Source organism: Escherichia sp. KTE159, from assembly GCF_000408805.1.
Taxonomy (GTDB): domain Bacteria; phylum Pseudomonadota; class Gammaproteobacteria; order Enterobacterales; family Enterobacteriaceae; genus Escherichia; species Escherichia marmotae.
The window spans coordinates 1,058,998-1,084,654 of the sequence record NZ_KE137292.1; the positions used below are offsets into that span (position 1 = coordinate 1,058,998).

29 protein-coding genes are annotated in these 25,657 nt (G+C 49.3%); 17 read left to right on the forward strand and 12 right to left on the reverse strand.

Features of this window, described 5'->3' with window-relative positions:
- Positions 1–8: 8 nt before the first annotated feature.
- From A31E_RS26740 to minC, 4 genes are all read right to left on the reverse strand, one after another.
- Positions 9–146, reverse strand: coding sequence for a hypothetical protein (locus A31E_RS26740; RefSeq protein WP_228988174.1), 138 nt, complete (start codon positions 144–146; stop codon positions 9–11).
- A 296-nt stretch (positions 147–442) separates the two neighbouring features.
- The gene (gene minE, locus A31E_RS16415; protein ID WP_001185664.1) at positions 443–709 is read right to left on the reverse strand and encodes a cell division topological specificity factor MinE; all 267 of its coding nucleotides are present in this window, start codon (positions 707–709) and stop codon (positions 443–445) included.
- A gap of 3 nt (positions 710–712) precedes the next feature.
- Positions 713–1,525 (reverse strand): septum site-determining protein MinD, encoded by an 813-nt coding sequence (gene minD, locus A31E_RS16410; RefSeq protein WP_000101053.1) that lies wholly within the window; start codon positions 1,523–1,525, stop codon positions 713–715.
- Between the two features lie 23 nt (positions 1,526–1,548).
- A complete protein-coding gene (minC, locus tag A31E_RS16405) occupies positions 1,549–2,244 on the reverse strand; it encodes a septum site-determining protein MinC (RefSeq protein ID WP_001516251.1) in 696 nt (231 codons plus the stop codon).
- 128 nt (positions 2,245–2,372) lie between these two features.
- Between minC and A31E_RS16400 the strand changes: the two genes are divergently transcribed.
- From A31E_RS16400 to A31E_RS16390, 3 genes are all read left to right on the forward strand, one after another.
- Positions 2,373–2,666 carry a YcgL domain-containing protein gene (locus A31E_RS16400; RefSeq protein ID WP_001516252.1) on the forward strand — a complete coding sequence of 98 codons (294 nt, stop codon included), beginning with the start codon at positions 2,373–2,375 and terminating at the stop codon, positions 2,664–2,666.
- Positions 2,667–2,737: 71 nt separating this feature from the next.
- Positions 2,738–3,397: a fumarylacetoacetate hydrolase family protein gene (locus A31E_RS16395; RefSeq protein WP_000284291.1), complete on the forward strand. Its 660-nt coding sequence runs from the start codon at positions 2,738–2,740 to the stop codon at positions 3,395–3,397.
- Positions 3,398–3,488: 91 nt separating this feature from the next.
- Positions 3,489–3,935, forward strand: a complete 447-nt coding sequence (locus A31E_RS16390; protein ID WP_001516253.1) for a YcgN family cysteine cluster protein — start codon at positions 3,489–3,491, stop codon at positions 3,933–3,935.
- 837 nt (positions 3,936–4,772) lie between these two features.
- On the opposite strand, the gene znuB is transcribed toward A31E_RS16390, so the two are convergent.
- Together znuB and znuC are read right to left on the reverse strand one after the other, a co-directional pair.
- Complete coding sequence (gene znuB, locus A31E_RS16385) at positions 4,773–5,558, reverse strand: zinc ABC transporter permease subunit ZnuB (protein ID WP_000571466.1); 786 nt, start codon at positions 5,556–5,558, stop codon at positions 4,773–4,775.
- Complete coding sequence (znuC, locus tag A31E_RS16380; protein ID WP_001516255.1) at positions 5,555–6,310, reverse strand: zinc ABC transporter ATP-binding protein ZnuC; 756 nt, start codon at positions 6,308–6,310, stop codon at positions 5,555–5,557. The genes znuB and znuC overlap by 4 nt, the downstream gene beginning before the upstream one ends.
- Positions 6,311–6,388: 78 nt before the next feature.
- Here znuC and znuA point away from each other — a divergent pair, with 78 nt between their 5' ends.
- The 3 genes from znuA (at position 6,389) to lpxM (ending at position 9,749) form a co-directional block, all read left to right on the forward strand.
- Positions 6,389–7,321: a zinc ABC transporter substrate-binding protein ZnuA gene (znuA, locus tag A31E_RS16375; protein ID WP_010376204.1), complete on the forward strand. Its 933-nt coding sequence runs from the start codon at positions 6,389–6,391 to the stop codon at positions 7,319–7,321.
- A gap of 15 nt (positions 7,322–7,336) precedes the next feature.
- Positions 7,337–8,659: a murein DD-endopeptidase MepM gene (gene mepM, locus A31E_RS16370; protein WP_001184055.1), complete on the forward strand. Its 1,323-nt coding sequence runs from the start codon at positions 7,337–7,339 to the stop codon at positions 8,657–8,659.
- A gap of 118 nt (positions 8,660–8,777) precedes the next feature.
- Positions 8,778–9,749 (forward strand): lauroyl-Kdo(2)-lipid IV(A) myristoyltransferase, encoded by a 972-nt coding sequence (gene lpxM / locus A31E_RS16365; protein ID WP_001516257.1) that lies wholly within the window; start codon positions 8,778–8,780, stop codon positions 9,747–9,749.
- Positions 9,750–9,903: 154 nt separating this feature from the next.
- Here the strand turns inward: lpxM and pyk are convergent, their stop codons facing one another.
- Positions 9,904–11,346 (reverse strand): pyruvate kinase, encoded by a 1,443-nt coding sequence (pyk, locus tag A31E_RS16360; RefSeq protein WP_000091161.1) that lies wholly within the window; start codon positions 11,344–11,346, stop codon positions 9,904–9,906.
- A 126-nt stretch (positions 11,347–11,472) separates the two neighbouring features.
- Positions 11,473–12,342, reverse strand: coding sequence for a DNA-binding transcriptional regulator HexR (gene hexR / locus A31E_RS16355; protein WP_001056699.1), 870 nt, complete (start codon positions 12,340–12,342; stop codon positions 11,473–11,475).
- 22 nt (positions 12,343–12,364) lie between these two features.
- Between hexR and A31E_RS0122415 the strand changes: the two genes are divergently transcribed.
- From A31E_RS0122415 to kdgA, 4 genes are all read left to right on the forward strand, one after another.
- Complete coding sequence (locus A31E_RS0122415; protein ID WP_000155615.1) at positions 12,365–12,664, forward strand: hypothetical protein; 300 nt, start codon at positions 12,365–12,367, stop codon at positions 12,662–12,664.
- Positions 12,665–12,679: 15 nt separating this feature from the next.
- Positions 12,680–14,155 (forward strand): glucose-6-phosphate dehydrogenase, encoded by a 1,476-nt coding sequence (zwf, locus tag A31E_RS16350; RefSeq protein WP_000301721.1) that lies wholly within the window; start codon positions 12,680–12,682, stop codon positions 14,153–14,155.
- 234 nt (positions 14,156–14,389) lie between these two features.
- Entirely contained in the window at positions 14,390–16,201 is a 1,812-nt protein-coding gene (gene edd / locus A31E_RS16345; protein WP_001516259.1) for a phosphogluconate dehydratase, read from the forward strand.
- 37 nt (positions 16,202–16,238) lie between these two features.
- Positions 16,239–16,880: a bifunctional 4-hydroxy-2-oxoglutarate aldolase/2-dehydro-3-deoxy-phosphogluconate aldolase gene (gene kdgA, locus A31E_RS16340; RefSeq protein ID WP_000800529.1), complete on the forward strand. Its 642-nt coding sequence runs from the start codon at positions 16,239–16,241 to the stop codon at positions 16,878–16,880.
- A gap of 55 nt (positions 16,881–16,935) precedes the next feature.
- Here the strand turns inward: kdgA and purT are convergent, their stop codons facing one another.
- Positions 16,936–18,114, reverse strand: a complete 1,179-nt coding sequence (purT, locus tag A31E_RS16335; protein ID WP_016248627.1) for a formate-dependent phosphoribosylglycinamide formyltransferase — start codon at positions 18,112–18,114, stop codon at positions 16,936–16,938.
- A 141-nt stretch (positions 18,115–18,255) separates the two neighbouring features.
- On the opposite strand from purT, the gene yebG reads away from it, so the two are divergent.
- The 4 genes from yebG to ptrB all read left to right on the forward strand — a co-directional run bounded on the left by yebG (position 18,256) and on the right by ptrB (position 22,204).
- Entirely contained in the window at positions 18,256–18,546 is a 291-nt protein-coding gene (yebG, locus tag A31E_RS16330) for a DNA damage-inducible protein YebG (RefSeq protein WP_016248628.1), read from the forward strand.
- A 66-nt stretch (positions 18,547–18,612) separates the two neighbouring features.
- Complete coding sequence (yebF, locus tag A31E_RS16325) at positions 18,613–18,969, forward strand: protein YebF (protein ID WP_016248629.1); 357 nt, start codon at positions 18,613–18,615, stop codon at positions 18,967–18,969.
- Between the two features lie 306 nt (positions 18,970–19,275).
- Positions 19,276–19,935 carry a tellurite resistance TerB family protein gene (locus A31E_RS16320; RefSeq protein ID WP_016248630.1) on the forward strand — a complete coding sequence of 220 codons (660 nt, stop codon included), beginning with the start codon at positions 19,276–19,278 and terminating at the stop codon, positions 19,933–19,935.
- A gap of 208 nt (positions 19,936–20,143) precedes the next feature.
- Entirely contained in the window at positions 20,144–22,204 is a 2,061-nt protein-coding gene (ptrB, locus tag A31E_RS16315) for an oligopeptidase B (RefSeq protein WP_016248631.1), read from the forward strand.
- Here ptrB and exoX read toward each other — a convergent pair.
- The 3 genes from exoX to holE form a co-directional block, all read right to left on the reverse strand.
- Positions 22,201–22,863 carry an exodeoxyribonuclease X gene (gene exoX / locus A31E_RS16310; protein ID WP_000944296.1) on the reverse strand — a complete coding sequence of 221 codons (663 nt, stop codon included), beginning with the start codon at positions 22,861–22,863 and terminating at the stop codon, positions 22,201–22,203. The two genes, ptrB and exoX, sit on opposite strands and share 4 nt — an antisense overlap.
- A gap of 24 nt (positions 22,864–22,887) precedes the next feature.
- Positions 22,888–23,544 (reverse strand): carbon-nitrogen hydrolase family protein YobB, encoded by a 657-nt coding sequence (gene yobB / locus A31E_RS16305; protein ID WP_000122137.1) that lies wholly within the window; start codon positions 23,542–23,544, stop codon positions 22,888–22,890.
- Positions 23,545–23,644: 100 nt separating this feature from the next.
- Positions 23,645–23,875 (reverse strand): DNA polymerase III subunit theta, encoded by a 231-nt coding sequence (gene holE, locus A31E_RS16300; protein ID WP_000916764.1) that lies wholly within the window; start codon positions 23,873–23,875, stop codon positions 23,645–23,647.
- 138 nt (positions 23,876–24,013) lie between these two features.
- On the opposite strand from holE, the gene yobA reads away from it, so the two are divergent.
- From yobA to A31E_RS16285, 3 genes are read left to right on the forward strand one after another with little or no spacing between them, the layout of a single operon-like run.
- Complete coding sequence (gene yobA, locus A31E_RS16295; RefSeq protein WP_016248632.1) at positions 24,014–24,388, forward strand: CopC domain-containing protein YobA; 375 nt, start codon at positions 24,014–24,016, stop codon at positions 24,386–24,388.
- 3 nt (positions 24,389–24,391) lie between these two features.
- Positions 24,392–25,264, forward strand: a complete 873-nt coding sequence (gene copD / locus A31E_RS16290; RefSeq protein ID WP_000879335.1) for a copper homeostasis membrane protein CopD — start codon at positions 24,392–24,394, stop codon at positions 25,262–25,264.
- A 12-nt stretch (positions 25,265–25,276) separates the two neighbouring features.
- Complete coding sequence (locus A31E_RS16285) at positions 25,277–25,618, forward strand: YebY family protein (protein ID WP_000976465.1); 342 nt, start codon at positions 25,277–25,279, stop codon at positions 25,616–25,618.
- Positions 25,619–25,657: the final 39 nt, after the last annotated feature.

The following is a 25,657-nucleotide window of genomic DNA, read 5'->3' on the forward strand; positions in this document are numbered from 1 at the left end:
TCCGGTATTTAGTAAGTTGCACACACAATAATTTCGTCTTCAATTAAGAACAGCTTAACTAAAGAACGCTCTCTATTATTCAGATAATTCAAAATGAGCGCGGTTTGTATAATAAGAATTATGGTTTTTGCTTGAATGGGAATAATCTTAAATAATAATTAACTCATTGATTTGAAATGTTTATTCAAGAAATGTCATCAAATGTTAACGTGGTATTGTAAAGGTAAGGTGATCTGAAATATCAATATTATTGTGTAATTTATATGTGAACAATATTTATCAGAAAACGTAATGTAAGTGATTATCTTCTGGCGGCAGTAATGTGAATCTGTTTGGCGGGGAAGGGGGTAGCCAGGCAGAGAAAAACTTAAATCGGATGTAATCTGACAGATACCTGTATAAATCACCGGTAACTGTCAGATCAGGTCTGAGCTAATACGGCTTATTTCAGCTCTTCTGCTTCCGGCAAGGTCACGTTAAGCTCAAGGATGGAAATATCACCATCTTTTTGCTCAAGCTGAACAGTCACCATCTCGGGATCGATTTGTACGTATTTACAAATGACATCAAGAATATCTTTACGCAACTGCGGCAGATAGTGCGGTTCTGCATCGCTGCGCCGGCGTTCAGCAACAATAATTTGCAACCGTTCTTTTGCAATATTGGCCGTGTTTTTCTTCCGTGAGAGAAAGAAATCGAGTAATGCCATAACTTATCCTCCGAACAAGCGTTTGAGGAAACCTTTCTTCTCTTCTTCAATGAAGCGGAAAGGGCGTTCTTCTCCCAACAGACGTTCTACGGTATCAGCATAGGCTTTACCCGCATCGGCGTTGATATCGAGAATAACCGGTTCCCCCTGGTTAGAGGCGCGCAATACTGATTGATCCTCTGGGATCACGCCGACGAGCTTGATGCGCAGGATCTCCAGTACGTCTTCCATGCTCAACATGTCGCCTCTGTTAACGCGGCCTGGGTTATAGCGCGTTAATAGCAGGTGCTCTTTAATCGGTTCTTCACCGTTTTCTGCTCGACGGGATTTCGACGCCAGAATACCTAAAATACGGTCTGAGTCACGAACTGATGAGACTTCCGGGTTCGTGGTTATAATAGCTTCATCTGCGAAATAGAGCGCCATTAATGCACCGGTTTCAATACCCGCCGGTGAGTCACAAACAATAAACTCAAAATCCATTGCTTTTAGGTCATCAAGAACTTTGGCGACCCCTTCGCGGGTAAGGGCGTCTTTATCGCGAGTTTGTGATGCCGGAAGAATATAGAGGTTTTCAGTACGCTTATCTTTAATTAAAGCCTGATTTAGCGTTGCATCGCCCTGAATGACGTTGACGAAATCGTAAACGACCCGGCGCTCGCAACCCATAATCAGGTCGAGATTACGCAAGCCGATATCAAAATCGATCACGACAGTTTTCTTTCCCTTCTGGGCCAAACCAGTGGCGATGGCCGCGCTGGAGGTTGTCTTTCCAACGCCCCCTTTCCCCGAAGTAACAACAATAATGCGTGCCATAAAAATTCCTTGTTAAAAAGGGATCAATTTAACGATTGAACGGTCAAAGCGTTTTCGACTAATTGCAGCCGTGCCGCTTTGCCATAAAATTCTGCTGGGATTTTATCACTCAGCCAGTATTCACCTGCGATAGAGACCAGTTCTGCCATCAGGCTCGTACAAAATATTTGTGCTTCCCGATCACCACTTGCCCCCGCCAGCGCACGACCGCGCATCATGCCATAGACATGAATGTTACCATCTGCGATCAATTCTGCCCCTGCGCTAACATGGCTTGTAACAATTAGATCACATTGTGGCGCATAAATGCGCTGACCGGAACGCACTGGGGTATCTATTAAGCGCGTTTTTGTGTCCGGCGTTGTATTTTTCGCAGGAGCCTGGGGGGCAGGAGCTGGACGCGGCGCTTTTTCCTTTCCTTCAGTCAGGATTGGCAACCCCATTTTTTCGATTTCAGCTTTCAGTTTCGCATTTTTGCAGCCACTGACACCAATGATCCGCAAGCCCGTTGCCGAGATAGCTTTATGCATTGCAGACCAGTTGACCTGTTCTTCGAGGCCACTGACATTGAGTACGATGGGGGCATGCTTTAAAAATGCGGGAGCCTGAGCGATTTTGTCTTCCAGCGCCTGATGAATAACCTTAGGTTCTGCCTCATGCAGATGAACCACAGATAAGGTGAAGCTGCTACCTTTAAGCTCGATTGGCGTGTTTGACATCCTGGCCTTACTCAATTAGCTAATTACCATCATCATCAGCGTGCGATGATATTACGAAGACTATAAGGCATGTTATAGTCTGGATTATATTGAGGCAAGTCACCCCCCCATTTATTCAGAGTAAAATTATGTTTTGTGTGATCTATCGAAGTAGCAAACGTGACCAGACCTATTTATATGTTGAAAAAAAAGACGACTTTTCGCGTGTTCCAGAGGAGCTGATGAAAGGTTTTGGTCAACCTCAACTTGCGATGATTCTTCCATTGGACGGGAGAAAGAAACTGGTAAATGCCGATATTGAGAAAGTTAAACAGGCATTAGCTGAGCATGGCTATTATCTTCAATTGCCACCACCTCCCGAGGATTTGCTGAAGCAACATCTTTCTGTGATGGCGAAAAATACAGACAGCACTAAAAAATAACCGATATCCGGCGGTGGCACCATATTTGTCGGAGCGGGTTTTAAGAACCACGATGAAGTGAGAGGAACGTTATGTATCAACATCACAACTGGCAAGGTGCGCTGCTGGATTATCCGGTGAGTAAAGTGGTCTGTGTTGGCAGTAATTATGCCAAACATATTAAAGAGATGGGGAGTGAAGTGCCTGAAGAGCCAGTGTTGTTCATTAAACCCGAAACGGCACTGTGCGATCTGCGCCAGCCATTGGCCATCCCCTCTGATTTCGGTGCGGTTCATCATGAGGTTGAACTGGCGGTGTTGATCGGCGCGACGCTACGCCAGGCCACGGAAGAGCATGTACGCAAAGCCATTGCCGGTTATGGTGTGGCGCTCGATCTGACATTACGTGATGTTCAGGGAAAGATGAAGAAAGCCGGGCAGCCATGGGAAAAAGCTAAAGGGTTTGATAACTCTTGCCCACTGTCCGGGTTTATTCCCGCTGCAGAGTTCACTGGCGATCCACAAAATACGTCGCTAGGCTTAAGTGTAAATGGTGTCGTTCGTCAACAGGGTACAACGGCAGATATGATCCATAAAATCGTTCCGCTGATTGCTTATATGAGCAAGTTTTTTACCCTCAAGCCTGGTGACGTTGTACTAACAGGCACGCCTGATGGTGTTGGACCACTACACAGCGGTGATGAACTGATCATCACTTTCGGTAGTCATTCGTTGACAACTCGCGTTTTGTAATACTTTTTGCCGCCTGAAAGAGGCGGCAATACTTGCAACGCTGTGCCAGACTGGTTATAAGGTGCGTTTTAACGTAATGGCGGAACACCTGATGAGCGATATACCTTTCTGGCAAAGTAAAACCCTGGATGAAATGAGCGATGCAGAATGGGAGTCGTTGTGTGATGGTTGTGGTCAGTGCTGTCTGCATAAACTGATGGATGAAGATACTGACGAAATCTACTTCACTAACGTCGCTTGCCGTCAGCTTAATATTAAAACCTGTCAATGTCGTAACTACGAACGCCGCTTCGAGTTTGAACCTGACTGCATTAAATTAACCCGTGAGAATCTGCCAACATTCGAATGGCTACCGATGACCTGTGCTTATCGGTTGCTGGCGGAAGGGAAGGCATTGCCAGGGTGGCATCCACTGATTACCGGTTCGAAAGCGGCAATGCATGGTGAGCGAATCTCCGTACGTCATATCGCGGTGAAAGAATCAGAAGTGATCGACTGGCAGGATCATATACTCAATAAACCTGACTGGGCACAGTGAGCAACTGAAACCGAAGGGATTACTTGTTTTGTGCATGGGGCATTGTTGGTGCATCAGAACTGAAATTAGCATCCAGAATTGCCAGTGGATTGCCATTATTGTCTGACACCCATCTGAGCAGAAATCTGCCCCATTTGTGCAGCAATGACCTGCGCTTAGTGCTCTACAAGCAAATGTGCGCCTTGATTTGTACACGTTACAAACACATAGCTGCTCTTTTTAGAATGTTGTTTCAGTTAGCACCAAATGAGCCAGGTGCATGCCGTTTACCACCTTTGTTATTTCTTGCCATCAAGTGAGGAACGAAGATGAACCTCAATATAAGGTTATTTACCTATTCTGGTAAAAGCCATCTGAATTATCAGCACATTAATAACGGCCTGCCTAAGATTGATCATCCGTATACCGCTTTCTGTTTCTGATGATGTGAAATGATCTTTAATCGCAAGATTGCATTTGATGGTAATTATCCATTTTTTGTATAAATATTTCCCTGCTAATACATATATTTCGCCGTGCCACACTACTGTATTTATTACCAGTTTCCAGAGATTATGTATCTGCCTGTACGGGCATTTTCCAGAGAGACGATAATATCCCTCACAAGTGAGAGGGGGTTGATCTGATTTCGCTTTTTTGAGAGGGAGAATAGCTGTAAAAGGAGATTTGCTAATATAGCCGTTTAATTCGTCGAACCCGAACACGGGTCTCATTCAGAACATATACAGATTTATGTTCTCACTGTTCGATCGTTCTTAACGGTATGTTTTTTTTGATTATGTCCGCAATGTGGTGGCCTGGTTGATGAAACTGGCACTGTATAGTGCCAGTCGCAACTTAGCTGGTCTGCTTTTTCATCATACTGAGAATGAACAACAGCGCTGCACACAACACCACCGAGGGGCCTGCTGGCGTATCGTAAAACGCGGAAAATGTTAAACCGCCCGTTACAGCAACCATTCCTACTACAACAGCGACACCAGCCATCTGTTCCGGCGTGCGGGCAAAACGGCGCGCAGTAGCCGCAGGAATAATCAACAGCGAGGTAATAATCAACGCGCCAACAAATTTCATTGCTACGCCAATCGTCAATGCGGTCACCAGCATCAACAACAATTTCACACGCTGTAATTTCACACCATCAACAAACGCCAGATCCGGGCTAATCGTCATCGACAGTAAATTGCGCCATTGCCAGAACAGAATCGCCACCACGATAACCACGCCAATCGCAATAGCGATAAGATCTTCCGGTGTTACTGCCAGCAAATCACCGAACAGGTATGCCATCAAGTCAACGCGAATGTTAGACATCAGGCTGACGACGACCAGACCCAGCGACAATGCACTGTGCGCCATAATTCCCAATAACGTATCGATCGCAAGTTGTGGGCGCTTCTCCAGCCATACCAGGCCGCCCGCCAGCAGCAGCGTAACCGCAATCACCGCATAGAAAGGATTCACATCCAGTAACAAACCAAACGCGACTCCCAGTAAAGACGCATGAGCCAGCGTGTCACCGAAATAAGACATACGACGCCAGACAACAAACGAACCCAGCGGACCTGCAGCACAGGCCAGCATGATCCCGGCTAACCAACCGGGAAATAATAATTCAATCATGAGCGGTCATTTCCCCGACGCAGAATAATTCGCCCCTGTAAATCGTGGCGGTGATTATGATGATGGCGATAGATACCTAGCTGTTCAGCACCCCGAGGTCCGAACATCGAAATAAATTCCGGATGCAGGGAAACGACTTCCGGTGTGCCGGAACAACAGATGTGATGATTCAGACAAAGTACTTCATCGGTTTTGGCCATCACCAGATGCAGATCGTGAGACACCATTAAAACGCCGCAATCCAGTTCGCGGCGCAGTTGGTCAATAAGGTCGTACAGCGCAACCTGACCATTCACATCCACGCCCTGAGTAGGTTCATCCAGCACTAATAATTGCGGTTGATTTAACAACGCGCGTGCCAACAATACACGCTGCGTTTCACCACCAGAGAGCTTTTGCATTGGCGCGTCAATCAGATGCCCGGCCTGAACGCGTTTCAGTGCAGGCAGAATGTCTTCTTTATGTGTACTGGGGCGTAAGCGTAAGAAACGGTTTACAGTTAGTGGCAACGTGGTGTCGAGATACAGCTTCTGCGGCACATATCCGATGCGCAGTTTTCCGTGGCGCTTGATAACACCTTCATCAGGTGTTACCAGTCCGAGCACAACCCGCACTAGCGTCGACTTACCGGCACCGTTCGGCCCAAGTAAGGTCAAAATTTTTCCAGGTTTAAGTTCCAGCGACACATCAGAGAGGACGCGGCGTTGGCCAAAAGAGACCGAAACATTTTCCAGGGAAACCAGACTTGTCATGTTAATTTTAGTCTTGCAGTAGTCATGAAATGTTATAATATCACACTTCTCATATTCATTACGATGATTGGTCGCATTATGTTACATAAAAAAACGCTTCTTTTCGCAGCATTATCCGCTGCTCTCTGGGGGGGCGCAACACAGGCCGCAAATGCCGCCGTTGTTGCTTCGCTTAAACCTGTCGGATTCATCGCTTCCGCCATTGCTGATGGGGTAACAGAGACCGAGGTATTACTTCCGGACGGTGCTTCTGAACACGATTATTCACTGCGTCCATCGGATGTAAAACGCTTACAGAACGCGGACTTAGTCGTTTGGGTTGGCCCGGAGATGGAAGCGTTTATGCAAAAGCCGGTGAGCAAATTACCAGAGGAGAAACAGGTAACGATTGCGCAGCTTGAGAATGTAAAACCGCTGCTGATGAAAAGTATTCACGACGATGATGATGATCATAACCACGCGGAAAAAAGTGACGAAGATCACCATCACGGCGATTTCAACATGCATCTTTGGCTTTCCCCAGAGATAGCGCGGGCTACAGCGGTTGCAATCCATGGAAAATTAGTGGAACTTATGCCGCAAAGTCGAGCCAAACTTGACGCCAACCTGAAGGATTTTGAGGCACAATTAGTTGCAACCGATAAACAGGTTGGTAATGAGCTCGCGCCGCTCAAGGGAAAAGGTTATTTCGTTTTTCATGATGCTTATGGCTACTTCGAAAAACAATTCGGACTGACACCGCTTGGTCATTTTACCGTTAACCCAGAGATTCAACCGGGCGCGCAGCGTTTACATCAAATAAGAACACAGTTGGTTGAGCAAAAAGCAACCTGCGTTTTTGCTGAGCCACAGTTCAGGCCAGCGGTCGTTGAAAGCGTCGCACGAGGGACATCCGTTCGTATGGGAACGTTGGATCCCCTTGGGACGAATATCAAACTGGGTAAAACAAGTTATTCAGAGTTTCTGAATCAATTAGCCAACCAGTATGCGAGCTGCCTGAAAGGAGATTAATGAGGAAGTGATTACGTGCAACAGATAGCCCGCTCTGTCGCCCTGGCGTTTAATAATTTACCGCGACCACACCGCGTTATGCTGGGGTCGCTCACCGTTCTTACCCTGGCCGTCGCTGTCTGGCGGCCCTATGTTTACCACCGCGACGCCACGCCAATTGTCAAAACAATTGAGCTGGAACAGAACGAAATCCGTTCACTCTTACCTGAAGCCAGTGAACCGATTGATCAAACCGCACAAGAAGATGAAGCCATTCCGCAGGACGAACTGGACGACAAAACCGCTGGTGAAGCGGGTGTGCATGAATATGTCGTTTCCACAGGCGATACGCTAAGTAGCATCCTCAATCAATATGGTATTGAGATGGGTGATATCACCCAACTGGCTGCTGCGGATAAAGATCTGCGTAACCTGAAAATTGGTCAACAACTCTCCTGGACATTAACCGCAGAGGGCGATTTACAGCGTCTGACCTGGGAAGTTTCTCGCCGCGAAACCCGTACCTATGATCGCACTGCTGCTAATGGTTTTAAAATGACCAGCGAAATGCAGCAAGGGGAGTGGGTTAATAATCTACTGAAAGGCACCGTTGGGTCGAGCTTTGTTGCCAGCGCCAGAAATGCTGGTTTGACCAGCGCTGAAGTGAGCGCAGTGATCAAAGCGCTACAGTGGCAGATGGACTTTCGGAAGGTGAAAAAAGGCGATGAATTTGCTGTATTAATGTCGCGTGAAATGCTTGATGGCAAACGTGAGCAAAGCCAGTTGCTGGGCGTGCGTTTGCGTTCTGAAGGCAAAGATTATTACGCAATCCGCGCTGAAGATGGCAAGTTCTATGACCGTAACGGTACTGGCCTGGCGAAAGGTTTCTTGCGATTCCCGACGGCGAAACAGTTCCGCATCTCGTCTAACTTTAACCCGCGTCGTCTGAACCCGGTAACTGGTCGTGTTGCACCACACAGAGGTGTTGATTTCGCGATGCCACAGGGTACACCGGTGCTTTCGGTGGGTGACGGTGAAGTGGTAGTAGCCAAACGCAGTGGCGCTGCAGGTTATTATGTTGCGATCCGTCATGGTCGTAGCTATACCACGCGTTATATGCACTTGCGTAAGATTCTGGTGAAACCGGGGCAGAAGGTGAAACGTGGCGATCGTATCGCGCTATCCGGTAACACCGGGCGTTCAACCGGACCACACCTGCACTATGAAGTATGGATCAACCAGCAGGCTGTAAACCCGCTGACGGCGAAACTGCCGCGTACCGAAGGGCTGACAGGTTCCGATCGTCGCGAGTTCCTGGCGCAGGCCAAAGAGATTGTGCCGCAGCTACTGTTTGATTAATTAACATCCATTCGCAGCCGGTACGCAGTCAGTACCGGCTTTTTTATTTGGTGCGGGGCAAATTGCGCCGCTACACTATCAGCAGATTGATTTTTGCCTTATCCGAAACTTGAAAAGCATGGAAACGAAAAAAAATAATAGTGAATACATTCCTGAGTTTGATAAATCCTTTCGCCATCCGCGCTACTGGGGAGCCTGGTTGGGCGTGGCGGCGATGGCCGGTATTGCTTTAACACCTCCGAAATTCCGCGATCCCATTCTGGCGCGACTCGGGCGTTTTGCCGGACGACTGGGAAAAAGCTCGCGCCGTCGTGCGTTGATCAACCTGTCCCTCTGTTTTCCGGAACGTAGCGAAGCCGAACGCGAAGCGATTGTTGATGAGATGTTTGCCACAGCGCCCCAGGCGATGGCGATGATGGCGGAACTGGCGATACGTGGGCCGGAGAAAATTCAGCCGCGCGTCGACTGGCAGGGGCTGGAGATCATCGAAGAGATGCGGCGTAACAACGAGAAAGTGATCTTTCTGGTGCCGCACGGCTGGGCAGTGGATATCCCCGCCATGTTGATGGCCTCGCAAGGACAGAAAATGGCGGCAATGTTCCATAATCAGGGCAATCCAGTTTTTGATTATGTCTGGAACACCGTGCGTCGTCGTTTTGGCGGACGTCTTCACGCGAGAAATGATGGCATTAAACCGTTCATCCAGTCGGTTCGTCAGGGCTACTGGGGCTATTATTTGCCCGATCAGGATCATGGCCCGGAGCACAGCGAATTTGTTGATTTCTTTGCAACCTATAAAGCGACGCTGCCCGCGATTGGTCGTTTGATGAAAGTGTGTCGTGCGCGCGTCGTACCGCTGTTTCCGATTTATGATGGCAAGACGCACCGTTTGACGATTCAGGTGCGCCCGCCGATGGACGACTTGTCAGAAGCGGATGATCATACGATTGCGCGGCGGATGAATGAAGAAGTCGAGATTTTTGTTGGTCCGCGACCAGAACAATACACCTGGATTTTAAAATTGCTCAAGACCCGGAAGCCTGGTGAAATCCAGCCGTATAAACGTAAAGATCTTTATCCCATCAAATAAAAAAAGCCTCTCACGAGGAGAGGCTTCCGTTAGTTGATAAGTTCAAGTTTGCCTGATGAGTAATTTTATCGAGCCTACAGACGATTTGTAATCTTTTGAATTATCAAGGTGTTGTAGGCCGGATAGGGCGTTTACGCCGCATCCGGCAACTTACTTACTCAACAGTTAAAATACGCGTGGTATTGGTAGAACCCACGGTACTCATTACGTCGCCCTGGGTGACGATGACCAGGTCGCCGGACATCAGATAGCCTTTATCGCGCAGCAGATTTACCGCTTCGCTGGCCGCAACTACGCCATCACTTGCACTGTCAAAATAGACCGGCGTGACACCACGATAAAGCGCAGTCAGGTTCAGGGTACGCTCATGACGAGACATGGCGAAAATTGGCAGACCGGAACTGATACGGGAGGTCATCAGCGCGGTACGACCAGACTCGGTCATGGTGATGATAGCGGTAACCCCTTTCAGGTGGTTAGCTGCATACATCGCGGACATGGCGATTGCTTCTTCCACATTATCGAACTGAACGTCCAGACGGTGTTTAGAAACGTTAATGCTCGGGATTTTTTCAGCACCCAGGCAAACGCGCGCCATCGCAGCAACTGTTTCTGAAGGGTATTGGCCCGCAGCGGTTTCTGCAGACAGCATCACGGCATCAGTACCATCCAGCACGGCGTTTGCCACGTCCATAACTTCTGCACGGGTTGGCATCGGGTTGGTGATCATTGACTCCATCATCTGGGTCGCTGTAATTACCGCACGGTTAAGCTGGCGCGCACGACGGATCAACGCCTTCTGAATGCCGACCAGTTCCGGATCGCCAATTTCAACGCCGAGGTCACCGCGTGCGACCATCACCACGTCAGAGGCGAGGATAATGTCGTCCATTGCATCCTGGCTGCAAACGGCTTCCGCACGTTCAACCTTGGCGACAATTTTCGCATCACAACCTGCGTCGCGTGCCAGACGGCGGGCATAGTTCAGATCTTCGCCACAGCGCGGGAAGGAAACTGCCAGATAATCCACGCCAATCAGTGCGGCAGTCTGAATATCAGCTTTATCTTTTTCGGTCAGTGCTTCAGCCGACAGACCGCCGCCGAGTTTGTTGATCCCTTTATTGTTAGAGAGAGGGCCACCGACAGTGACTTCGGTGAACACTTTCATGCCCTGAACTTCCAGCACTTTTAACTGTACGCGACCGTCGTCCAGCAGCAGGATGTCGCCAGGCACGACGTCAGCAGGCAGACCTTTATAGTCGATACCGACTTTTTCTTTATCGCCTTCACCTTTACCCAGGTTAGCATCCAGCAGGAATTTGTCCCCAATGTTGAGGAACACCTTACCTTCTTTAAAGGTAGATACACGAATCTTTGGCCCCTGAAGGTCACCCAGAATAGCCACATGACGCCCCAGTTTTGCGGCAATTTCACGAACTTTATCTGCGCGCATTTTGTGATCTTCAGGCGAGCCGTGAGAAAAGTTCATACGTACAACGTTTGCGCCGGCAGCGATAACTTTTTCAAGGTTATTATCGCGATCAGTAGCCGGGCCTAACGTGGTAACGATTTTGGTTCTGCGAAGCCTTCTGGACATGTAATACTCCGTTGACTGAAACAACAAGGTGTTGCTTGAACATGAAATTCGCATAAATTAAAACGATAACGGTTCTAAATTAAACACATGCGAATGTCGTATAAGGATAGAACAGTGACTATCGTTTCAGCGATCGTCACTTAAATTAAGTAACTGCTTATCAAAACGCGATTCCTTGAGAGCTTCCTTGACCCGCTTCAAGTTATCTCTGAATTTTGTTCCGCGTCGCAAAGTAAATCCTGTTGCCAGCACATCTATCACGGTCAACTGTGCAAGTCGAGAGACCATGGGCATATAAATGTCAGTATCTTCCGGTACATCGAGGGTAATTGCCAGCGTTGCTTCCCGGGCGAGTGGCGTTCCCGCTGAGGTGAGGGCAATCACCATTGCGTCGTTTTCTCGCGCCAGTTGCGCCAGTTCAACCAGATTTTTTGTTCTGCCGGTGTGGGAAATCAGCACAACGACGTCACCATCACTACAATTCATACAACTCATTCGTTGCAGTACGATATCGTCCGAGTAGATCACCGGAACATTGAAGCGAAAAAACTTATTCATCGCATCGTGGGCAACGGCAGCGGAAGAACCTAATCCAAAAAAGGCAATTTTCTTCGCCTGGGTGAGGAGATCAACGGCACGATTGACGGCGGATTTATCCAGCGAGTGACGGACGTGATCAAGAGTAGCCATTGCCGACTCAAATATTTTCCCTGTGTATGATTCAACGCTGTCATCTTCATTGACGTTGCGATTAACATAAGGAGTGCCATTCGCCAGACTTTGCGCCAGATGCAGTTTAAAATCAGGAAAACCGCGAGTGTCCATGCTGCGACAGAAACGATTCACCGTCGGCTCGCTAACATTGGCTTCCAGCGCCAGAGCAGCAATACTCGAATGGATCGCGTTGTCGGGCGAAGCAAGAATGACCTCGGCAACTTTGCGTTCTGATTTGCTCAAATGTTCCAGTTGAGACTGGATTTTTTCCAGCATATTCATGATGTAAAGAGACTCACGGGTAATGACGATTTCCGCACTGAAAGAAATCGAAATGCAGTTTTGTCAGATATTACGCCTGTGTGCTGGGTTAATGACAAAAGCAGATAAAAAAGTTGTTATTTTTTTTCATAACATGATCAGTGTCAGATTTTTACCCAATGGAAAACGATGGTTTTTTTATCAGTTTTGCCGCACTTTGCGCGCTTTTGCTGTAATCGCACGGGTGGATAAGCGTTTACAGTTTTCGCAAGCCCGTAAAAGCAGTACAGTGCACCGTAAGAAAATTACAAATATACCCAGGCTTAAGTACCGGGTTAGTTAACTTAAGGAGAATGACATGGCGGTAACGCAAACAGCCCAGGCCTGTGACCTGGTCATTTTCGGCGCGAAAGGCGACCTTGCGCGTCGTAAATTGCTGCCTTCCCTGTATCAACTGGAAAAAGCCGGTCAGCTCAACCCGGACACCCGGATTATCGGCGTAGGGCGTGCTGACTGGGATAAAGCGGCATATACCAAAGTTGTCCGCGAGGCGCTTGAAACCTTCATGAAAGAAACCATTGATGAAGGTCTGTGGGATACCCTGAGTGCGCGTCTGGATTTTTGTAATCTTGATGTCAATGACACGGCCGCATTCAACCGCCTTGGCGCGATGCTGGATCAAAAAAATCGTATCACCATTAACTACTTTGCCATGCCACCAAGCACCTTTGGTGCGATCTGCAAAGGGCTGGGTGAGGCAAAACTGAATGCTAAACCTGCTCGCGTGGTCATGGAAAAACCGCTGGGAACATCACTGGCGACTTCGCGTGAAATTAACGATCAGGTAGGCGAATATTTCGAGGAGTGCCAGGTTTACCGTATCGACCACTATCTGGGTAAAGAAACGGTACTGAACCTGCTGGCGCTGCGTTTTGCTAACTCTCTGTTTGTGAACAACTGGGACAATCGCACCATTGATCATGTTGAGATCACGGTGGCAGAAGAGGTCGGAATCGAAGGGCGCTGGGGGTATTTTGATAAAGCCGGTCAGATGCGCGATATGATCCAGAACCACCTGCTGCAAATTCTTTGCATGATTGCGATGTCTCCGCCGTCCGACCTGAGCGCCGACAGCATCCGTGATGAAAAAGTGAAAGTACTGAAGTCATTGCGTCGAATTGACCGCACCAATGTGCGTGAAAAAACAGTACGCGGGCAATACACCGCAGGCTTCGCTCAGGGCAAAAAAGTACCAGGCTATCTGGAAGAAGAGGGTGCGAATAAAAGCAGTAACACGGAAACCTTCGTGGCTATCCGCGTCGACATCGATAACTGGCGTTGGGCTGGCGTGCCGTTCTACCTGCGAACAGGTAAACGTCTGCCGACAAAATGCTCTGAAGTTGTGGTCTATTTCAAAACACCAGAACTGAATCTGTTCAAAGAGTCGTGGCAGGATCTGCCGCAGAACAAACTGACTATTCGTCTGCAACCCGATGAGGGCGTGGATATCCAGGTGTTGAATAAAGTCCCTGGTCTTGATCACAAACATAATCTGCAAATCACCAAACTGGATCTGAGCTATTCAGAAACCTTTAATCAGACGCATCTGGCTGATGCTTATGAGCGTCTGTTGCTGGAAACGATGCGCGGTATTCAGGCGTTGTTTGTGCGTCGCGATGAAGTGGAAGAAGCGTGGAAATGGGTAGATTCCATTACTGAAGCATGGGCGATGGACAACGATGCGCCGAAACCGTATCAGGCCGGAACCTGGGGCCCGGTTGCCTCGGTGGCGATGATTACCCGTGACGGTCGCTCCTGGAATGAGTTTGAGTAATATCTCGACTTATCCTTACGGGTTATTTTACCGGTAACATGATCTTGCACAGATTGTAGAGTAATTTTTACACTTTTGAGCCTCGTGTGGATTCACCCACGAGGCTTTTTTTATTACACTCACTGAAACGTTTCTGCCCTATGAGCTCCGGTTACAGGCGTTTCAGTCATATTTTTCTTGAGTGAAACGCATTGTGAATCACCCTGCTCTGACAACTCAATTTCAGGAGCCTTTATGAATCCACAATTGTTACGCGTAACAAATCGAATTATTGAACGTTCGCGCGCGACTCGTTCTGCTTATCTCGCCCGGATCGAACAAGCGAAAACCTCGACCGTTCATCGTTCGCAGTTGGCATGCGGTAATCTGGCACACGGTTTCGCCGCTTGCCAGCCAGAAGACAAAGCCTCCCTGAAAAGCATGTTGCGTAACAATATCGCCATTATCACCTCCTACAACGACATGCTCTCTGCCCACCAGCCTTATGAACATTATCCAGAGATCATTCGTAAAGCACTGCATGAAGCTAACGCGGTCGGCCAGGTGGCGGGGGGTGTTCCGGCGATGTGCGATGGTGTCACCCAGGGGCAGGACGGAATGGAGCTGTCGCTGTTAAGCCGCGAAGTGATTGCCATGTCGGCGGCGGTGGGGCTGTCTCATAACATGTTTGATGGCGCGCTGTTCCTCGGCGTGTGCGACAAGATTGTCCCAGGGCTGACGATGGCTGCACTGTCGTTCGGTCATCTGCCTGCGGTATTTGTGCCATCAGGCCCGATGGCAAGTGGTTTGCCAAACAAAGAGAAAGTTCGCATTCGCCAGCTTTATGCTGAAGGAAAAGTGGATCGTATGGCGCTGCTGGAGTCAGAAGCCGCGTCTTATCATGCGCCGGGTACGTGTACTTTTTACGGTACAGCCAACACCAATCAGATGGTGGTTGAATTTATGGGGATGCAGTTGCCAGGCTCTTCTTTTGTTCATCCGGACTCTCCACTGCGTGATGCATTAACTGCAGCCGCTGCGCGCCAGGTTACACGCATGACCGGCAATGGTAATGAATGGATGCCAATCGGTAAGATGATTGATGAGAAAGTGGTGGTGAACGGTATCGTGGCGCTGCTGGCAACAGGTGGTTCCACTAACCATACAATGCACCTGGTGGCGATGGCGCGTGCGGCGGGTATTCAGATTAACTGGGATGACTTCTCTGATCTTTCTGATGTCGTACCGCTGATGGCGCGTCTCTACCCGAACGGCCCGGCCGATATTAATCACTTCCAGGCGGCGGGGGGCGTACCGGTGCTGGTGCGTGAACTGCTCAAGGCGGGTCTGCTGCATGAAGATGTGAATACGGTAGCGGGTTTTGGTCTTTCTCGTTATACCCTCGAGCCGTGGCTGAATAACGGTGAGCTGGACTGGCGAGAAGGTGCAGAAAAATCGCTCGACAGCAATGTGATCGCTTCCTTCGAACAACCTTTCTCTCATCATGGTGGGACAAAAGTGTTAAGCGGTAACCTGGGCCGTGCGGTTATGAAAACCTCCGCTGTACCCGTTGAAAACCAGGTAATTGAAGCGCCTGCGGTTGTTTTCGAGAGCCAGCATGACGTTATGCCAGCCTTTGAAGCGGGTTTGCTGGACCGTGATTGTGTGGTTGTTGTTCGTCATCAGGGGCCAAAAGCGAACGGAATGCCAGAATTACATAAACTCATGCCGCCACTTGGTGTATTATTGGACCGGCGTTTCAAAATTGCGTTAGTTACCGATGGACGCCTCTCCGGTGCTTCAGGTAAAGTGCCGTCAGCTATCCACGTAACACCAGAAGCCTACGATGGCGGGTTACTGGCGAAAGTGCGCGATGGAGACATCATTCGTGTGAATGGACAGACAGGCGAACTGACGTTGCTGGTAGACGAAGCGGAACTGGCTGCTCGCGAACCACACATTCCTGACCTGAGCGCGTCACGCGTAGGAACAGGACGTGAATTATTCGGCGCCTTGCGTGAAAAACTGTCCGGTGCCGAACAGGGCGCAACCTGTATCACTTTTTAAGACGACAAAATTTGTAATCAGGCGAGAGAAAACTTTGATGAAAAACTGGAAAACAAGTGCAGAATCAATCCTGACCACTGGCCCGGTTGTACCGGTTATTGTGGTAAACAAACTGGAACACGCGGTGCCAATGGCAAAAGCGTTGGTTGCTGGTGGCGTGCGCGTTCTGGAAGTGACTTTGCGTACCGAGTGTGCAGTTGATGCTATCCGTGCAATCGCCAAAGAAGTACCGGAAGCGATTGTGGGTGCTGGTACTGTGCTGAACCCACAGCAACTGGCAGAAGTGACCGAAGCAGGCGCACAGTTCGCTATTAGCCCGGGTCTGACTGAACCACTGCTGAAAGCAGCAACTGAAGGCTCCATTCCTCTGATTCCAGGTATCAGCACTGTTTCTGAACTGATGCTGGGTATGGACTACGGCCTGAAAGAGTTCAAATTCTTCCCGGCGGAAGCTAATGGCGGCGTGAAAGCACTGCAGGCGATCGCAGGCCCGTTCTCCCAGGTTCGTTTCTGCCCGACTGGTGGTATTTCTCCGGCTAACTACCGTGACTACCTGGCGCTGAAAAGCGTGCTGTGTATCGGTGGTTCATGGCTGGTTCCGGCGGATGCGCTGGAAGCAGGCGATTACGACCGCATCACTAAGCTGGCACGTGAAGCAGTAGAAGGCGCGAAGCTGTAAAAGTCAAAATGCCCGATCCATGATCGGGCATTTTTGCAGCGTGTTTCTGACGGACTTAACCTTGTACTTTCACCTGTGCGGCGGCGTGCTTCGCGCGTTCAATTGCCTCATCAATGCTCTCCGCTGTAGCCAGCGTCACACCCAGACGACGGCTGCCATCAATTTCCGGCTTACCAAATAAACGAATCTGCAAACCTGCGCCAACGGCATTCTGCACATTATCAAACGTGACATTCTGACTGCTCAGTTGCGGCAGGATAACAGCAGAAGCGGCAGGGCCATTCTGACGAATCCCGCCAACAGGCAGTCCGAGGAACGCGCGTACATGCAGGGCAAATTCCGAGAGATCCTGAGAAATTAACGTCACCATCCCGGTGTCATGCGGGCGAGGGGAGACTTCACTGAAAATCACCTCATCGCCACAGACAAACAACTCCACACCAAACAGACCATAGCCGCCCAGCGCCAGCACCACTTTGCGGGCAATCTCCTGCGCACGTTCCAGAGCCAGTGGACTCATTTGCTGCGGTTGCCAGGATTCTCGATAGTCACCATCTTCCTGACGATGACCTATTGGTGCACAGAAATGGACGCCATCCACCGCACTGACGGTTAGTAGGGTAATCTCAAAGTCAAACTTAACCACGCCTTCAACAATCACGCGTCCCGCCCCGGCGCGACCACCTTGCTGGGCGTACTCCCACGCCTGAGCAAGCTGGTCGGCAGAGCGAATAAACGTCTGCCCCTTGCCGGAAGAACTCATGACCGGTTTAACGATACAGGGATAGCCAATGGCGGTAACCGCCTCGCGGAAAAGACTTTCGCTATCGGCAAAACGATACGTTGAAGTGGGAAGCTGAAGTTCTTCTGCCGCCAGGCGACGGATCCCTTCGCGATTCATCGTTAGCTGAGTCGCACGAGCGCAGGGGACAACATTCAACCCTTCCTTTTCAAGCTGGATCAGCATATCGGTGGCAATAGCTTCGATCTCCGGCACGATATAGTGCGGTTTTTCCAGTTCAACCACACGGCGCAACGCATCGCCATCCAGCATATTGATGACATGAGAACGATGCGCGACATGCATGGCTGGCGCGTCGGCATAGCGATCGACCGCAATCACTTCTACACCGAGGCGTTGGCACTCGATGGCCACTTCTTTACCCAGTTCACCGGAGCCTAATAACATCACGCGAGTTGCTGCCGGACGCAGCGCAGTGCCTAATAACGTCATAACGAATATCCCCTGATTAATTCCGCGCGCAGTATAAACGAAAACGTTTGCGTATGTCTTTATTGCTTGATTGCTCGTGTTGATTTCAAGACCGAAAAGAATTATACTGTATAAAATTACAGTTATTGTGAGAGGCTGCAAATGGCGGTTGAAATTAAATACGTAGTCATTCGTGAGGGCGAAGAGAAGATGTCGTTTACCAGCAAAAAGGAAGCCGATGCTTATGACAAAATGCTTGATACGGCGGATCTGCTCGACACCTGGCTGACAAGTTCTCCAGTACAAATGGAAGACGAGCAACGTGAAGCGCTTTCGCTGTGGCTGGCAGAACAGAAAGATGTGCTTAGCACGATTCTGAAAACTGGTAAATTACCGTCTCCCCAGGTGGTCGGTAGTCGCTCTGATGTGGCAGATGAGACACACGCCGCCTGAAGCCACTTGCGCTCCTGATAATTTGTACCATGCTTTCTCCTGAATCATTGTGCTATGGAGAAAAACATGAAAAAAAGAGGGGCGTTGTTGGGGCTGTTACTGCTTTCTGCCTGTGCATCAGTTTTCGCTGCAAATAACGAAGCCAGCAAGTCGGTCACTTTCCCAAAGTGTGAAGGTCTGGATGCAGCCGGAATCGCTGCGAGTGTAAAACGCGATTATCAACAAAACCGCGTCGCGCGCTGGGCAGACGATCAAAAAATCGTTGGTCAGGCCGATCCGGTAGCGTGGGTCAGTGTGCAGGATATTCAGGGTAAAGATGATAAATGGTCAGTTCCGCTGACAGTGCGTGGTAAAAGCGCTGATATTCATTATCTGGTTAATGTGGACTGTAAAGCGGGAATGGCGGATTACCAGCGTCGTTAATTGCTGTCAGTCATTGCACATAACCCCTGGCGGATGCGGCGCGAGCGTCTTATCCGCTCTATAACGCACCAGATCCCGCAGGCCTGATAAGGCGCGACAGCGTCGCATCAGGCAATCAGCATAAGGCAACTCCAATTACGGCTACAAACCTCTACCATCGCAATTACCCTAAATAACCCGATCACCATTTTCCGTGGCTGGCTTCCTTGCTGTCCGCTAATTTGCGCATCTTTTGCCTCAATATACACTTTCTGACATCCTCATCCGCTATGCTACAGGCATTAAAATGGTTATTGAGGAGCAAACATGGCTAACTGGTTAAATCAACTGCAATCCCTTCTCGGGCAAAACAGTTCTTCTACCTCCTCGTCTACGGATCAGGGATTGGGCAAACTTTTAGTGCCGGGCGCATTAGGCGGGCTGGCTGGGTTACTGGTAGCGAATAAATCAGCACGTAAACTTTTAACGAAGTATGGCACGAACGCGTTGCTGGTAGGCGGTGGCGCGGTGGCTGGTACGGTGCTGTGGAACAAATACAAAGATAAAATTCGCGCGGCGCACCAGAACGAACCGCAATTCGGCACCCAGAGCACGCCGCTGGATGAGCGCACGGAACGTTTGATCCTCGCGCTGGTATTTGCCGCTAAAAGTGATGGTCATATTGATGCCAAAGAGCGTGCGGCTATCGATCAGCAATTGCGTGAAGCGGGTGTAGAAGAGCAGGGCCGTGTTCTTATCGAGCAGGCAATCGAACAGCCATTGGATCCTCAGCGTCTGGCCCTGGGGGTTCGAAACGAAGAAGAGGCGCTGGAAATCTATTTCCTGAGCTGTGCAGCTATTGATATTGACCATTTTATGGAGCGTAGTTACCTGAATGCACTGGGCGACGCGCTGAAAATTCCCCAGGATGTTCGCGAAGGGATCGAACGCGATATCGAACAGCAAAAGCGTACTTTGTCTGAATAATCCTTCTCTCTGTATAGCCCTATATTTACGTTTTTCGGGCTATACAAACTCGCACAGCTAGTTGAACCGACTGATTTTATCTGCCTGCTACCTTTCGATTTTCACTTCATAACGTGTCATCATCGCTGCAATGACTGTCCTGTTTCGCTTGCATCCCGGGTGAGTTTTGCCACCCTTATAAGATGCTTCAACCAGAAAGAACAATAACATGCTACCAAAAGCTGCTCGAATTCCCCATGCCATGACGCTTCATGGTGATACGCGTATCGACAATTACTACTGGTTGCGGGACGACACGCGCTCGCAGCCGGAAGTACTGAATTACCTGCAACAGGAAAATAGTTACGGGCACCAGGTGATGGCTTCGCAACAAGCCCTGCAGGATCGGATACTAAAAGAAATCATTGAGCGTATCCCGCAAAGAGAAGTCTCTGCGCCTTATATTAAAAACGGTTATCGTTACCGGCATATTTATGAACCCGGCAGTGAATATGCCATTTATCAACGCCAGTCTGCATTCACTGAAGAGTGGGACGAATGGGAAACGTTGCTTGATGCCAACAAGCGGGCGGCACACAGTGAATTTTATTCTATGGGCGGCATGGCTATAACGCCCGATAACACCATTATGGCGCTGGCAGAAGATTTCCTTTCCCGACGCCAGTACGGCATCCGTTTTCGCAATCTTGAAACGGGCAACTGGTATCCCGAACTGCTGGATAATGTGGAACCCAGCTTTGTCTGGGCGAATGACTCATGGACTTTTTATTATGTGCGTAAGCATCCGGTAACTCTGCTGCCTTATCAGGTCTGGCGGCACGCCATCGGGACTCCGGCATCGCAAGATAAACTGATCTACGAAGAAAAAGACGATACGTTTTATGTCAGTCTGCATAAAACGACATCAAAACACTATGTGGTTATTCACCTTGCCAGCGCCACGACCAGTGAAGTTCGTCTGCTGGATGCCGAGCTGGCCGATGCAGAACCGTTTGTCTTTTTGCCGCGGCGTAAAGATCACGAATACAGTCTCGATCATTATCAGCACCGCTTTTATCTACGCTCTAACCGTAACGGCAAAAACTTTGGTTTATATCGTACCCGAATGCGTGAAGAGCAGCAGTGGGAAGAGTTAATTCCGCCACGCGATAACATCATGCTGGAAGGATTTACGCTGTTTACCGACTGGCTGGTGGTTGAAGAGCGCCAGCGTGGGTTAACCAGTCTGCGGCAAATCAATCGCAAAACGCGGGAAGTTATCGGTATTGCTTTTGACGATCCGGCTTACGTCACCTGGATTGCCTATAATCCGGAACCTGAAACTTCGCGATTGCGTTACGGCTATTCCTCCATGACCACGCCAGACACGCTGTTTGAACTGGATATGGACACCGGTGAACGCCGCGTATTAAAACAAACTGAAGTGCCCGGTTTTGATGCAGAGAATTACCGTAGTGAACACCTGTGGATCACCGCCCGTGATGGCGTCGAAGTTCCGGTTTCGTTGGTTTATCATCGCAAACATTTCCGCAAAGGGCACAACCCGCTGCTGGTGTACGGATATGGTTCTTACGGCGCAAGTATTGATGCCGATTTCAGTTTTAGTCGCCTGAGTTTGTTGGATCGCGGCTTTGTCTACGCCATTGTGCATGTTCGTGGCGGTGGTGAACTGGGACAGCAGTGGTACGAAGATGGCAAGTTCCTGAAAAAGAAAAATACTTTCAATGATTATCTTGATGCCTGCGACGCACTGTTAAAGCTGGGTTACGGTTCTCCTTCGCTCTGTTATGCGATGGGTGGTAGCGCGGGTGGCATGTTGATGGGGGTCGCTATCAATGAACGACCAGAATTGTTCCACGGCGTTATTGCCCAGGTGCCGTTTGTCGATGTGGTGACGACGATGCTTGATGAGTCGATTCCGCTCACTACGGGCGAGTTTGAAGAGTGGGGGAATCCGCAGGATCTACAATATTACGAGTACATGAAAAGCTACAGCCCGTATGACAATGTCACGGCGCAGGCTTACCCACATTTGCTGGTGACGACAGGTTTACACGATTCACAGGTGCAATACTGGGAACCGGCAAAATGGGTGGCTAAATTGCGCGAGCTTAAAACAGACGACCATCTGTTGCTGTTATGTACCGACATGGACTCGGGGCATGGCGGCAAATCCGGTCGCTTTAAATCTTACGAAGGTGTGGCAATGGAATATGCTTTTCTGGTCGCGCTGGCGCAGGGAACATTACCTGGTCAGCCAGCGGCTTAAGCATCCGCCAAATAGTGCTTCAAGGTTAAACGCAGTTCCGGGCTCATACTGTCGAGGTTATTAAACAACCAGCGCAGATAGCCCGGATCGCGCTCTGCAACTTCTGATACCGCTTTGCCGCGATACTTGCCAAACGTGAATGTCGTTAACAATGACGGACGCCCGGTGATATCCGCCATTTGTTCTACCGTCCAGCCGGATGTGTTCATAATATCGATAAGTAAGGCCGCGGTGATGTAACAGTCATACAGCGCACGGTGGTGATGCAGCCCCGGCGGCGTTTGCACATTGAGCTTACGTGTTTTATACAGCGCCATGTTGCTGTACTTGATCCCCGGCCACAAACGACGGGCCAATTTCATCGTGCAGATCCACTCACCGGGCATTTCAGGCAGTACACGGCGGTCAAAGCTGGCGTTGTGGGCGACATACCATTCACTACCGTAGTAGTGTGGGAGCACGTCTTCAATCCACGGTTTGTCAGCAACCATGGCTTCAGTAATACGGTGGATCGCCATAGCCTGCGGAGTGATAGGGCGGTCGGGGCGAACCAGGTGGCTCATAGGGTTAACGATTTTCCCGTCAACAACATCAACAGAGGCAATCTCCACGACCCCTCCCTGTAAACCGCAGGTTTCAGTATCGATAATACGCAACATGGCAAAACTCCGGGTCGAAAACGCCTAGCGTAATGGAATGATATCGCCTTGCCAACCCTGCGATGTGCGCTGACCAACTAACAATAACGAACCGTAATCGGCGCGGACGATGAGGCGACCATATTCATCCCACAATGCACTATTACCGCGGGCATTAGCCATTAGAACAGCGATGGAATATTGATGTGAGAAAAATTGTAAGTGGCGAGTAGAAGTCAATAAATCTGGCTCGCTGATGCACTGACCGGTGGTAAAGAGTGAGCAGCTCGGGTCCATATCAATACCTTCAGGTTGTCCATCCACCACCGTGATGGTTTTGGAATGTCGCCCCAGGCATGCTCCGTGACTTTGATGATAAATTGCTGGCGCATTCATCCACGGTGCAAATACGGCAATTCCACGAATAAATCGATCGTTATATTCAACGGGAAGGCCGGTAATAATGGTCATTCGATAAGTCATTGCGGCATAACAAAGCGGGTCTAATAGCGAGAGGTCGGGCGGGGCAGGAAGAGGGCGTCGTTTATAATCACATCCCAGTAGAGAAAGCGAGGGGAAAACCAAAAGTTCACACTGCTGTCTGGCGGCAGCCCTCACGAACTCCAGATGATGGGCTACCTGCTCAGTGAGTGAGGCTTTACGAGGCTCATATTGTGCTGCTGCGACTTTCCTGTATGACATGATGACTTCCTTTTCACAGTGTCCGCAAATATTGGTGAGAATAAGAAAATACTCATAATTTAGCAGGCATCATGTAAGGAAGTGTAACTTAATATAAGGTTTATTTAAGTTTAGGTTCGTAAGGTAAACGTGACAGATTTACAGAGGTGAGACGGTGGGCGATAAGGCGCTCACGAAACCAGCTTCGCAGGTGTTCTGGTTGTTCACGTTCAACCGCTTCAGCAATCACCGGCATATTGTAACGTTCTTTAAATGCTACCCCGGCGGCCGCCAGATCGACATTAACTTTATCCATTTCAGTTTGATCCAGTTTGGCCAGATTCTTCAACATGCTGTGTCTCCTCATTAATCGCGGGCAAAAGTTACTAAGAGTTAGCCAGGATGGCAAGCCGGAATTGATGATCCTCGACTCTATCATTAGACAAGGTTATGCTCTGTAAAAAAGTTATTACAAAAAGGAATAGATAATATGGCTTCAACTGCACGTTCCCTTCGTTATGCGCTGACATTTCTGACAGCTTCGCTGGGAGTACCTTCTGCCTGGGCGCATGCGCACTTGACGCATCAGTATCCTGCGGCGAATGCGGAGGTTATCGCTGCTCCACAGGCCATTACTTTAAACTTCTCTGAAAGTATTGAACCCGGGTTCAGCGGCGCAAAAGTCATTGGCTCAAAGAATGAAAATATTAAAACGTTACCCGCGAAGCGTAATGAACAGGACAAAACCCAATTGATTGTTCCGCTTGCCGACGCCCTGAAGCCCGGGAGTTATATCGTTAACTGGCATGTTGTTTCGGTGGACGGGCATAAAACCAAAGGGCAATACACCTTTACAGTGAAATAAAGCATGTTGGCGTTTACCTGGGTCGCACTACGATTTATCCATTTTATCTCCCTGATGCTGGTCTTTGGCTTCGCGATGTATGGAGCATGGCTGGCACCAGTAACAATTCGTCGATTACTGACGAAACGTTTTCTGCGTATACAACAGCACGCCGCCGTCTGGAGTTTGAGCAGTGCCGCTGCGATGTTCGCCGTTCAGGGAGGGTTGATGGGCGCGGGATGGCCGGATGTGGTGTCGTTGAACATTTGGTTGTCGGTATTACAAACACAGTTTGGTGGTGTCTGGATTTGGCAAATCGTTCTCGCCCTCGTTACGCTGACCGTGGCTCTGATGCAACCACGGAATATGCCTCGTCTGTTGTTTATGTTAACTACCGCGCAATTTATTTTGATGGCGGGAGTAGGACACGCGACATTAAACGAAGGATTAACGGCGAAAATCCATCAGACGAATCACGCCGTACATCTGATCTGTGCGGCGGCATGGTTTGGTGGCTTGCTGCCGGTCGTCTGGTGTATGCAGTTGGTGAAAGGGCGTTGGCGACGTGAGGCCATTCATGCACTGATGCGATTTTCCCGGTGTGGACATTTTGCTGTGATAGGTGTACTGGGCAGTGGTGTGCTTAATACATTGTTAATCACTGGATTTTCCCCCACACTTGCGACGTACTGGGGGCAGCTTTTATTACTTAAAGTCATACTGGTAATGGTTATGGTGGCCATCGCGCTGGCAAATCGTTATGTTCTTGTTCCGCGCATGGGGCAGGACGAAGACCGTGCGGCACCCTGGTTTGTGTGGATGACTAAACTCGAATGGGCGATAGGTGCGGTAGTGCTGGTGATTATCAGCCTGCTTGCGACTCTCGAACCTTTTTGATGGATTACGAAAATGATGAAAAAAAGTATTCTGGCGTTTCTGTTACTCACCAGTTCGGCAGCGGCGTTGGCGGCTCCGCAGGTGATTACCGTCAGCCGTTTTGAAATGGGTAAAGACAAATGGGCGTTTAATCGCGAAGAGGTGATGCTGACCTGTCGTCCGGGCAATGCTTTGTATGTCATTAACCCAAGTACCCTGGTGCAGTATCCTTTAAACGATATCGCACAAAAGGAAGTAGCCAGCGGGAAGACTAAAGCCCAGCCCATTTCGGTGATCCAGATTGATGATCCCAATAAACCAGGTGAAAAAGTGAGTCTGGCACCGTTTATTGAAAGAGCTGAGAGACTCTGTTAATTATCTATAGTAATTTTTTGATTTTAAATAAAAAACCGC